This window comes from Neisseria bergeri (assembly GCA_003044455.1).
Lineage (GTDB): Bacteria > Pseudomonadota > Gammaproteobacteria > Burkholderiales > Neisseriaceae > Neisseria > Neisseria bergeri.
Map to the genome: position 1 here is coordinate 1 of POWY01000025.1, position 11752 is coordinate 11752.

The window sequence follows — 11752 nt, forward strand, 5'->3', positions numbered from 1 at the left end:
GTTTTTGACGAAAATTTACATTTGGACAATAAAAAGAAAAAAGCCGTGTCGCATCTGTGCAACACGGCTTGGCGGGCTGAAAGGGATAAAACGGCGTTCCCTGCCGCCGCAGGCGGAACGCCGGATGACGGGGTTTTCCCTAAGGGTGCGGCTGCCGCTATATCACGAAATCCAACAGGTAGAAATCTTCTTTGCCTACGCCGCATTCGGGGCATTTCCAGTCGTCGGGGATGTCTTCAAACTTTGTTCCGGGGGCGATGCCGTGTTCTGGATCGCCGAGTTCTTCATCGTAAATCCAGCCGCAGGGGCCGCACATATATTGCGCCATTTGTGTTTCCTTGTTTTTTGTATAGTGGGTTAACAAAAACCGGTACGGCGTTGCCTCGCCTTAGCTCGAAGAGAACGATTCTCTAAAGTACTGAAACACCCGTACTATTTGTACTGTCTGCGGCTTCGCCGCCTTGCCCTGATTTTTGTTCATCCGCTATAAATCAGGGTTTGGGAGAATGGTGCGGTATCCGCCCGGTTTTTTTGGGGGTTGGGGTTTTTTTCGATAGATTCCTGTGGTTTTTCGGTTACTGGATTCCCACTTCCGTGGGAATGACGGTTTGGAGGTTTCGGTTTTTTCGATGGATTCCTGTTGCGTTAGGGGGCTGGATTCCCGCTTTTGCGGGAATGACGGTTTGGGGGTTTCTGTTTTTTCCGATGGATTCCTGTTGCGTTGGGGGCTGGATTCCCGCTTTCGCGGGAATGACGCGGTGGGGGTTTCTGTTTTTTCCGCCTGTTTATTTTGCGGCTTCGATTGCCGCTATTTCTTTGCGTAGGTGTTTGATCGCGGGGGTTACGATGGCAACGAACATTGCTTCGCGGACGCGCCTTTGGGCGGGACTGCGCATCAGGTAGCCTTTCGCGCCGGAATGCAGGGCGGCGGATTGGGCGGCGGCAAGTGCCAGTACGGCGGCGGCTTCGCGCAGCTTGAGGGTAGCAAGGTTGTCGGGCGCGCCGTCCCACGCCAATCCGGCGAGCCGTTCGGTTTCTGCCCACGCGCCGTCCAACCTTGCTTTGAGGCTGTCGTAGCCGTCGTCGAGATAGCTGTTGACTTCGGCGTTGACGACGTTGGCGAGGCGGATGATGCCGAGGCTGCCGTCTATCACGCCCGCGCCAATGCCGATTTGCAGGAGGATGAAACCTGCTTTGATGCTTTGGATGTAGTCGGCAAACTGTTCGGGCGCGGCGATGATGTCTTCGTCGGGGATAAATACGTCTTTGAAGTTCAGGCTGAAGGTGCGCGTGCCTTCGAGGGCGCAAAACTCGGGGCAATTTTGCAGGCTTACGCCTTCCCATTGCCCGCCGGTGATAAACATAACGTAACCGTCGCCGATTTGGGCGGTATTCGCCCAAATGTGGTCTTCGCCGATGTTGGACACCCACGGCAGCGCGCCGTTGACTGTGTAGCCGCCGTCCACGCGCTCGGCTTGAAGATTGTGTTTTTCGATGCCGGCAAGGTGTTTGACGGTATTGGACATTCCGGTGCCTGCCAATACTCTGCCTTGCAGGATGTCGGCGAGGTATTTGTCTTTGACGGCCCGGTTGGGTGTTTGGTGCAGATACCACGCGCAAGCCGCCTGACACCACGCGCTGAAGGAGGTTGCGCCGCATTCTTTGCCGATTTCGCGCAAAACGGCGATTTGCGTTGCCAAACCCAAGCCGTTGCCGCCTTCGGCTTCTGTACCGACCGAGGCATATCCGCCGATTGCGCCGAGTTCGCGCATAAATGCTTCGGGGTAGTATCCTTTGCGGTCGATGTCGTCCACTATGGGTTTGAGCTTGGTTTTGACGAGTTCGGCAACATTGGCAATCAGGGTTTGGGCGTTCATCTTTGTTCCTTAAGGTTTGCGGGGGAATCGGAGGCGCGCCTGATGCGCGGCTGCTTCCCTGCCGCTTAGGCGGCTTGTTTTTGTTTGAGGGGGTATTTTTGAAAAACCGCCCGATATTCGGGCGGTTTGCCGTATCAGGCGTAAGCCTGCAATTCGGGGTTGATTTCGGTTTGGGCGAGGTTGTTGACGTAGTTGCACAGGGTTGCCAAGGCTACGCCCATTACGACTTCGACTGCCTGCTGCTGGTTGTAGCCCGCATCGAAAAATGCTTTGAGTTCCTCGTCGGATACCGCGCCTTTTTTCGCCATTACGGCTTGGGTGAAGGCGGCGAGCGCGCCGAGTTTGGCATCGTCAAATTCGCCTGCTGCCAAAGCGCGCGCGGCTTTGACGGATTGTTCGGACAGGAGTTTTTTCAGGGTTGCGAGTTTGGTGTGCCCTGCCACGCAGAAGCCGCATTGGTTGGTGCGGGCGGCAATGATCTGGATGACTTCGACTTCGCCGGCGGTCAGGCTGTTGGCGGCGTTGAGCTTGCCGACTTCTTGGTAAAACGCCAAGGCTTCGGGGGCGTTTGCCAATACGCCGATAAGGTTGGGGATGAAGCCGTTGTTTTTGAGTACCGCCTCGACGCGCGGTTTGGCGGCTTCAGGGGCGGTTTCGAGGGTGTGTACGGTTAAACGTGCCATTTTCTTTCCTTGTTCGCAAATATTAGGGACGGGCGCATGGTACGCATTTCGGAACGGAATAGGAAAGACTGTTTGGTTATGTGCTGCAAACGAAAAGTTATAAGAAATGCCGTCTGAAGCCTTTCAGACGGCATTGCCGGGAAACGCGCCTACCTGCCCCCGCGCCCGAAATATTGCGCCAATGCGGCTTGGGGGTTGGCGGCTTGGACTGTTTCGGGCAATTCGCTATAGCCGCGCGATAAAAGGTAGCGTGCATAAAGGCTGTTGCCCTTTGCGCCGAACCAGACGGAAACCGCCAAGCCCAATACGTTAAACGCCGAGTCTGTGGCGGGCGTGTCGCCGTAAACCAGTTGGGCAAACACCGCCAGCACGAACATCGCGCCCGTCAGCCCCAGCCCCAAACCCCACATTCTTTTGAAACACGCCCACAGCGTGCCGAACAAAAGACCCGGCCACGACCAGCCTTGTTTGACGGCTTGGGGCGGCAGGGCAGGATGGGTGTAGATTTTGTATGGTTTCATCGTGTTTCCTTAATGCTTCAAACTCGCCTTCGGGCAGAATCGGGGGCGGCTGCCGGAAGGTTGCGCCCGTGTGCCGGTATACGGCTTGAACACACCCGTCAGGGAAGGCAGACCCGACAATGCCGTCTGAACGGTGTTTTGCCTTCAGACGGCATTGTCTGCATTCAAAGCGGACGCGCTTATTCCGCCCAGTTTTTCTTTTTGCTGGTTTTGCCGATACCCGGGTTGAAGCTGTTGGTCGGGTCGAGTTTGCGGTAGAACTGTTTGAGCGCGGGTTTGGCTTCGTATAAATGACCGACGTTATGTTCGGCGGGATATTGCGCGCCGCGTTGGTCTAAGAGATGCAGCATTTCGTGTTCCAATGCCATGCAGTCGTTGCCTTTTTTGATGATGTAATCCTGATGGAAAACGTGGCACATAAAATGCCCGTAATACAATTTATGGATGATTTTATTGTCAATTTCCGGCGGCAGTTTTTCAAACCAGTCGCGGTCGTCGCGGCGCAGGGCGATATCCAGCGCAACCAAATCTTCCACTTCGTCGTCGTGCACGGCACGGTAGCGGATGGCTGCGGAAGCGACGGCAAAACGGTGCAGCATCGCGGCTTGGGTTTCTTCGGCGTTGCACTCGAAAAACGCGCCGCCGTGGTGTGCAAAATATTCTTTTAAGAACGTGCGCGCCTCATCCACGCCTTTCCCGCCCATTTTCAGAATCAGGTGGTGTTCGTATTTGTCGCGGTAATCGCGCATGGATTTGGGCAGGTGGTCGGGCAGGAATTTGCTGACGAACTGCATGGCCTTGTCGGAAAAATGTTTGGGCAGGAAGCTGGCTTTTTTGCCGAACCTGTCCACGCGTGCCTTCAAATCAAATAATTTCGGCAGTTGGTGCGTACCGAATTTTTTGATGACGTAAAACGTGTCTTTGCCGTACACGTCGGCAATGTCGAAAGCGTGGCGGTGGATGTATTCGCCGGAAACGGGCAGGCTTTCAAATTCGCCCAAGGCGGCGCGGCGGATGTCGGTCAGCTCGTTGATGTCGTTCGTGCCGATGTAGAACACGGCGGTTTGCTTCTCTTGCGGGAAGGTGTCCAAACGGACGGCAAAAACCATCAGTTTGCCCGCGCAGCCCGAGGCTTCGTAATGGCGGGCGGGGTCGGCATTGAAACGCGCGGCGGTCGGTTCGTCCACTTGGCGGACGTGTTCGCAATAGGCGTGGTCGTGTCCTTTGCCCGCGTCTTGTTTGATGTCTTTGTTTTGATAATGATGACCTTGCAGATTGGTCAGAATTTCTTCGGGCGTGTCGCCCAAGTCTATGCCCAAGTGGTTGACCAGCTCCAGCTTGCCCTCTTCGTTGATTTGGGCGAACAACGCCATTTCGGTGTAGGCAGGGCCGCGCTGCACCAATGCGCCGCCGGAGTTGTTGCACACGCCGCCCAAGACGGACGCGCCGATGCAGGAAGAGCCGATAACCGAATGCGGTTCGCGCCCCAAAGGTTTCAGCAGCAGTTCGAGCTGGTTCAGGGTCGAGCCGGGCAGGCAGACGACTTGTTCGTTGTTGTTGATGGTTTGGATGATGTTCATCCGCATGGTGTTCACAATCACGATGTCGCGGTCGTAATCGTTGCCGTCGGGGGTCGAGCCGCCGGTCAGGCCGGTATTCGCCGCTTGCGTAATCACAATCACGTCCGCTTCGACGCACGCCTGCAGAATTTTCCACATTTCCAGAATGCTTCCGGGGCGAACCACCGCCAACGCCTTACCCTCGCCGAAGCGGTAGCCTTGGCGGTATTGTTCGGTCTTCGCGGGGTCGGTAATGATGTATTTTTCGCCTACGGTTTGGGTCAGGCTGCTGATTAATTGCGAGGCGTTCACGGTACTCTCCTATCGGGATAAGCGGCGGCGCAAATCCCGGTACGCCGCCGTATGTTCAATTTGGATATTTTGGTGCGGCAAGTTGCACGCTGCAAATTATTTTTGGTTAAAGAAATAATGCAATTTGATATTTTTGGCATTTGCCGCGTTTTCCAAATCGGCCTTGTCGCTTTCGCTGTCGCCCATCATATAAACACTGACATTATTTCCGACTTTCTTTGCATGGTTTAAGGAATAAAGTGCGGTCGCCTTATTAAGCATTTGGCTGCTTCCCGCCACGCCGACGTTGATATTGTCCGCGCTGAGCATTTCAATCATATTTGATGCCGAAGGCGATCCAGATGTTTTAATCATTCCGACAGCCATTGCATCGGAAAGTGGGTTATTTGTCGCGGGAACCTGCACAACGACAGAACGTTCTCCCTGCGGCATTTCAACCATCAGCCGGCCGACATTGACACCTGTTGCGCAAGCTGCAAGCATACCGGTGAGGGTTATCATCAGAAGTTTTTTCATTCGCCTACTCCTTTACATCTTTAATCAAACCATCCTGTTTATCACAGACTTGAAATTGAACCATACTTCATTTTTATGAAGCCAGTTCTTCATTGGCCTGTATGGATACATTGTAATGATGCGTTATGGCAAAGTAAAGAAAATGCCGTCTGAACGGCTTTCAGACGGCATCGGTGCGATACGGGAACGCCGGAACATCAAAGCTCCGGCATTTCAAATAGGGCGGCGGGCCAAACCCCCGGCACTGGCGCATCGAAGTGGGCTGCTGGCTTCCGCCCCTGACCCGGTGTTCCGATTTGCCATGCGGAGAGACCCGCCTCAGAGAAACGGCATTATAACGGGTTTTATGAAAAACTCAACCGTTTTGATGCAGTCATACGCCGGAAACACCACCTAAAATTTATATTTGATAATATTGTCAACAATTTCTCAAAGCGTTATTTTGTTTCTATAAGGGTATTTCCTGTTTCGGCATTGAAAAATATCAAAAATTGAACTACATTATCGCCTTTTCAAACCCGCCTGAAACCGACTTTTCAGACGGCATTCAAATAAAAACTGCCAAACACGGACACACCATGACCACGACTACCGCCCCGCAGCGTATTCGGGAAATTCCCTACAACTATACTTCCTACACCGACCGCGAAATCGTCATCCGATTATTGGGCGACGAAGCGTGGCAAATCCTGCAAGACCTGCGCGGACAGCGTAAAACCGGGCGTTCGGCACGAATGCTGTTTGAAGTATTGGGCGATATTTGGGTGGTCGTGCGCAATCCGTATCTGGTCGATGACTTGCTGGAGCACCCGAAACGCCGCGCCGCGCTGGTGCGGGAAATGCGCCACCGCTTAAATGAAATCCGCAAACGCCGCGACGATAATCGGCAAGTCGATGTGTTGGTTGCCGCAGCAGAAAAAGCAGTGGAGCGTTTTGATAGCAGTTTTGATGAAACCAGCCAAAAGCGGCGGCAGATTTTGGAACGTTTGAGCAAAATCACCAAGCCGCACAATATTATGTTCGACGGGCTGGCGCGGGTAACCCACGTTACCGATGCAACCGACTGGCGCGTGGAGTATCCGTTTGTCGTCGTCAATCCCGACACAGAGGCGGAAATCGCGCCTTTGGTGCGCGCCCTAATCGAGCTGGATTTGGTCATTATTCCGCGTGGCGGCGGCACGGGTTATACCGGCGGTGCCGTGCCTTTGGACGCAAACAGCGCAGTCATCAATACCGAAAAACTCGACAAGCATCGCGGCGTCGAATACGTTGAGCTGGCAGGCTTGGACGGCAGACATCCGATTATCCATTGCGGCGCGGGCGTGGTAACGAGGCGTGTGGAAGAAACCGCGCATCAGGCGGGTTTGGTATTCGCCGTCGATCCGACTTCTGCCGATGCGTCCTGCGTGGGCGGCAATGTGGCGATGAACGCAGGCGGAAAAAAAGCCGTGCTGTGGGGGACGGCGTTGGACAATCTCGCCTACTGGCAGATGGTCAACCCGCAGGGCGAATGGCTGCGCATCGAGCGCGTGCGCCACAATTTCGGCAAAATCCACGACGAAGAAACCGCCGTGTTCGACGTTCACACGCTGGATTCAGACGGCCTCAATATCGTTAAAACCGAACGCTTGGAGATCCCCGGCCACAAATTCCGCAAAGTCGGTTTGGGCAAAGACGTTACCGACAAATTCTTGAGCGGCCTGCCCGGCGTGCAGAAAGAAGGCACGGACGGCATCATCACCAGCGTCGCCTTCGTGTTGCACAAAATGCCGAAATACACGCGCACCGTGTGTATGGAATTTTTCGGCACGGTCGCCACCGCCACGCCGTCCATCGTCGAAATCCGCGATTTCCTGCTCGCCCACGACAGCGTGCGGCTGGCGGGTTTGGAGCATTTGGACTGGCGTTATGTCCGCGCCGTCGGTTACGCCACCAAAGCGGCAGGTAAAGGGCGGCCGAAAATGGTCTTGCTGGCGGACGTGGTTTCAGACGACGAAGCTGCCGTGCAGGCAGCCGCCGAACACATCTGCGAACTTGCCCGCGCCCGCGACGGCGAAGGCTTTATCGCCGTATCGCCCGAAGCGCGCAAAACCTTCTGGCTCGACCGCAGCCGCACCGCAGCCATCGCCAAACACACCAACGCCTTTAAAATCAACGAAGACGTGGTAATCCCGCTCGAAAGGCTCGGCGAGTATTCAGACGGCATCGAACGCATCAACATCGAGCTTTCCATCCAAAACAAACTCAAACTCTGTGCTGAATTAGAGCAATATCTTTCGGGCAAACTCCCCATCGACAAAATGGGCACGGACCTGCCAACTGCCGAACTGTTGGGCGAACGCGGCAAACACGCCCTAGCCCACGTTGCCGCCGTCAAAGAACGTTGGGACTGGTTGCTCGCCAATTTGAACGCGCCGCTTGCCGACTACAAAGCCCGCTACGGTGCAGCCGTCCACGCCGCGCCCGAAGCCAAAGACAATGAAAGCTGCTTTACCGCATTCCGCGATTTCCGCCTGCGCGTGTCTGTCAAAGCAGACGTAATGAAGCCGCTTTCTGAAATCTTCAGCGGCAAAACCGACACCAAAATCATCGAAGGCTTGGGCAAAATCCACGCCAAAACCGTGCGCGGCAGAGTCTTTGTCGCCCTGCATATGCACGCCGGCGACGGCAACGTCCACACCAATATCCCCGTCAATTCAGACGATGCCGAAATGCTTCAGACGGCATACCGTTCTGTGGAACGCATCATGAAAATCGCCCGTTCGCTTAACGGCGTGATTTCCGGCGAACACGGCATCGGCATTACCAAGCTCGAATTTTTAAGCGACGAAGAAATGCAGCCGTTTTGGGACTACAAAAACCAAGTCGATCCCAAACACACCTTCAACCGCCACAAACTGATGAAAGGCTCGGACCTGCGCAACGCCTATACGCCGTCTTTCGAGCTTTTGGGCGCGGAATCGCTGATTATGGAAAAATCAGACCTCGGCACGATTGCCGATTCCGTCAAAGACTGCCTGCGCTGCGGCAAATGCAAACCCGTCTGCTCCACCCACGTTCCGCGCGCCAACCTGCTGTACAGTCCGCGCAACAAAATCCTCGGCGTAGGCTTGCTGACCGAAGCCTTCTTATACGAAGAGCAAACCCGGCGCGGCGTTTCCGTCAAACACTTTGAAGAACTCATGGACATCGGCGACCACTGCACCGTGTGCCACCGCTGCGTCAAACCCTGCCCCGTCAATATCGACTTCGGCGACGTAACCGTAGCCGTCCGCAACTACCTTGCCGATTCCGGCCACAAACGCTTTGCGCCGGCAGCTTCAATGGGTATGGCATTCCTAAACGCGACCGGACCGAAAACCATCAAAGCCCTGCGCGCCGCGATGATACAGACCGGCTTCCCCGCGCAGAACTTCGCCTACAAAATCGGCAAACTCCTGCCCGTCGGCACGAAAAAGCAAAAAGCCGAACCCAAGGCAACCGTCGGCAAAGCCCCGATTAAAGAACAAATTATCCACTTCATCAACCGCCCGCTGCCCAAAAACGTACCCGCCAAAACACCGCGCTCCTTATTGGGCATCGAAGACGACAAAAGCATCCCTATCATCCGCAATCCTGCCGCGCCCGAAGATGCCGAAGCCGTGTTCTACTTCCCCGGCTGCGGTTCGGAACGCCTGTTCAGCCAAATCGGACTCGCCGTCCAAGCCATGCTCTGGCACGTCGGCGTGCAAACCGTCCTGCCGCCCGGCTATATGTGTTGCGGCTATCCGCAGGACGCGGGCGGCAATAAGGCAAAAGCCGAAGAAATGAGCACCAACAACCGCGTGGCTTTCCACCGTATGGCAAACACCCTCAACTACCTCGACATCAAAACCGTCGTCGTCAGTTGCGGCACTTGTTACGACCAACTGGAAAAATACCGCTTTGAAGAAATCTTCCCCGGCTGCCGCATCATCGACATCCACGAATACCTGCTCGAAAAAGGCGTGAAACTAAACGGCGTGAAAGGTCAGCAATACCTCTACCACGACCCTTGCCATACCCCGATCAAAACCATGAATGCCACCCAAATGGCCAGCAACCTCATGGGGCAGAAAGTCGTCTTAAGCGACCGCTGCTGCGGCGAGTCCGGCATGTTCGCCGTCAAACGACCCGACATTGCCACTCAGGTCAAGTTCCGCAAACAGGAAGAAATCGAGAAAAACCTCAAAGAACTGCCGCAGGGCGAACCCGTCAAAATGCTCACCTCCTGCCCCGCCTGCCTGCAAGGTCTGAGCCGCTACGCCGACGACAACAATATGCCTGCCGACTACATCGTCATCGAAATGGCGAAACACATCCTCGGCGAAAACTGGCTGGACGAATTCGTCAAAAAAGCCAACGACGGCGGCGTGGAAAAAGTATTGCTGTAACAGCGGACACGGAAATGCCGTCTGAACGCCGGAAGCCTTCAGACGGCATTGTTTAAACCAAATACCTACCCAAATCATGATTGACGGACAAACAACCGAACCCAAACAAAAAAACCGAATCATCCTTGCCCCTATGCAAGGGTTAATAGATGATGTGATGCGCGACCTGCTGACGCGGATAGGCGGCTACGACGAATGCGTCAGCGAATTTGTACGCATTACCCATACCGTGCATTCCCGCGCCACATGGTTAAAATATATCCCCGAAATCGCTAACGGAAACAAAACGTTTTCCGGAACACCCTGCACCGTCCAGCTTTTGGGCAGCGATGCGGACAATATGGCGGAGAATGCGCTGGAAGCCGTCCGCTTCGGTGCGGACAAAATCGATTTGAACTTCGGCTGCCCCGCGCCCACCGTCAACAAACACAAAGGCGGCGCAATACTTTTAAAAGAGCCGCAACTGATATTCCATATCGTCAAAACGCTGCGCGGACGTTTGCCCGCACATATTCCGCTGACGGGGAAAATGCGGCTCGGCTATGAAGACAAAAGCCGGGCTTTGGAATGCGCCTGTGCGATTGCCGAAGGGGGCGCATGCGGGCTGACCGTACACGCGCGCACCAAAGCCGAGGGCTACGAACCGCCGGCGCATTGGGAATGGATACGCAAAATCCGCGATACCGTCAATATTCCCGTTACCGCCAACGGCGACGTTTTCAGCCTGCAGGACTATATCGGCATCAAAACAATCAGCGGCTGCAACAGCGTGATGCTGGGGCGAGGTGCGGTCATCCGCCCCGATTTGGCACGGCAAATCAAGCAATACGAGAACGGCGTGCTGGTCAAAGACACGGATTTTGCCGAAGTTTCCAAATGGATACGGCAGTTTTTCGAGCTGTGCCTGACAAAAGAGGCAAACAACAAATACCCGATCGCCCGCCTTAAGCAATGGCTGGGGATGATGAAAAAAACGTTCGAACCGGCGCAGACGCTGTTTGACCGCGTCCGAACGGTTAAGGATGCGGATGAAGTACGGAACATCTTGGCTGCATTCGAGCGAGAAATGTTTCAACACACAGGACGACACATACAAATCCAGAAGCCACTAAAAAATATATAACCAGTACTTTCTTTAAAAAAGATTCTTCAGGATTAGACCCTTACTTACCTTCAGGTACTAATTTTGCATTTCAAGATAGGGCAGCAGATGCTCTATTAAGTGCAATCCAATCAGGCGGGTATTTCAGATGTTCTTAGCATTGAATAAGAATATACGCGGTAGAAACGGGGGTAATAATACTAATTTGATAAACTGGGGTACTGATAGTAGTGAAGCTGCCGATATGCTTGCAGGACTTGGTTCATTATTCAGAATGAGACCTTTGCAAAATTCCTTTTCCCCCAACAGCCGAAACCCCCCAACACAGGTTTTCGGCTGTTTTCGCCACCAATCACTCCTAATTTTACCCAAATACCCCCCTTAATCCTCCCCGGATACCCGATAATCAGGCATCCGGGCTGCCTTTTAGGCGGCAGCGGGCGCACTTAGCCAGTTGTCGGCCTTCAACAGGTTCAAACACATCGCCTTCAGATTGCTTTGCGCACTCACTTTAATCAGTCCGAAATAGGCTGACCGCGCATAGCGGAATTTATGGTGCAGCATCCCGAAGCTCTGTTCGACCACATAACAGGTCTTCGACAAATATCGGTTGCGTTTGGTTTGCACTTCCGTCAGCGGACGATTGCGGTGGGCTTTGCGCATAATGCCGTCTAACAACTGATGCTCTTTCAGATGTTGCCGGTTTTCCTCGCTGTCATAGCCTTTGTCGGCATAGACGGTTGTACCTTCGGCTATACCTTCCAGCAAAG

The 11752-nt window shown here is 54.2% G+C and carries 9 protein-coding genes and 1 other RNA gene; 2 read left to right on the forward strand and 8 right to left on the reverse strand.

Going from position 1 to position 11752, the window contains the following annotated elements; all coding sequences use genetic code 11:
- Positions 1 to 157 precede the first annotated feature (157 nt).
- The 7 genes from DBY86_RS12490 to ffs form a co-directional block, all read right to left on the reverse strand.
- Positions 158 to 328 carry a rubredoxin gene (locus DBY86_RS12490; protein WP_003688501.1) on the reverse strand — a complete coding sequence of 57 codons (171 nt, stop codon included), beginning with the start codon at positions 326 to 328 and terminating at the stop codon, positions 158 to 160.
- Positions 329 to 785: 457 nt separating this feature from the next.
- Entirely contained in the window at positions 786 to 1877 is a 1092-nt protein-coding gene (locus DBY86_RS12495; RefSeq protein WP_107820187.1) for an acyl-CoA dehydrogenase family protein, read from the reverse strand.
- A gap of 134 nt (positions 1878 to 2011) precedes the next feature.
- Positions 2012 to 2560: a carboxymuconolactone decarboxylase family protein gene (locus tag DBY86_RS12500; protein WP_107820188.1), complete on the reverse strand. Its 549-nt coding sequence runs from the start codon at positions 2558 to 2560 to the stop codon at positions 2012 to 2014.
- Positions 2561 to 2709: 149 nt separating this feature from the next.
- Complete coding sequence (locus DBY86_RS12505) at positions 2710 to 3081, reverse strand: DUF2628 domain-containing protein (RefSeq protein WP_107820189.1); 372 nt, start codon at positions 3079 to 3081, stop codon at positions 2710 to 2712.
- A gap of 179 nt (positions 3082 to 3260) precedes the next feature.
- On the reverse strand, positions 3261 to 4952 hold the full coding sequence (gene dld / locus DBY86_RS12510; RefSeq protein ID WP_107820190.1) for a D-lactate dehydrogenase: 1692 nt from the start codon (positions 4950 to 4952) through the stop codon (positions 3261 to 3263).
- A 96-nt stretch (positions 4953 to 5048) separates the two neighbouring features.
- Entirely contained in the window at positions 5049 to 5468 is a 420-nt protein-coding gene (locus DBY86_RS12515; protein ID WP_019272411.1) for a hypothetical protein, read from the reverse strand.
- A 221-nt stretch (positions 5469 to 5689) separates the two neighbouring features.
- An RNA gene (gene ffs, locus DBY86_RS12520) (signal recognition particle sRNA small type) lies at positions 5690 to 5786 on the reverse strand.
- Between the two features lie 260 nt (positions 5787 to 6046).
- Between ffs and DBY86_RS12525 the strand changes: the two genes are divergently transcribed.
- Positions 6047 to 9880: an FAD/FMN-binding oxidoreductase gene (locus DBY86_RS12525; RefSeq protein WP_107820192.1), complete on the forward strand. Its 3834-nt coding sequence runs from the start codon at positions 6047 to 6049 to the stop codon at positions 9878 to 9880.
- A 76-nt stretch (positions 9881 to 9956) separates the two neighbouring features.
- Positions 9957 to 11003: a tRNA dihydrouridine synthase gene (locus tag DBY86_RS12530; protein WP_107820191.1), complete on the forward strand. Its 1047-nt coding sequence runs from the start codon at positions 9957 to 9959 to the stop codon at positions 11001 to 11003.
- A 405-nt stretch (positions 11004 to 11408) separates the two neighbouring features.
- Here the strand turns inward: DBY86_RS12530 and DBY86_RS12540 are convergent.
- On the reverse strand, positions 11409 to 11752 hold a 344-nt coding region (locus DBY86_RS12540), incomplete at its 5' end, for a transposase (protein WP_153065597.1).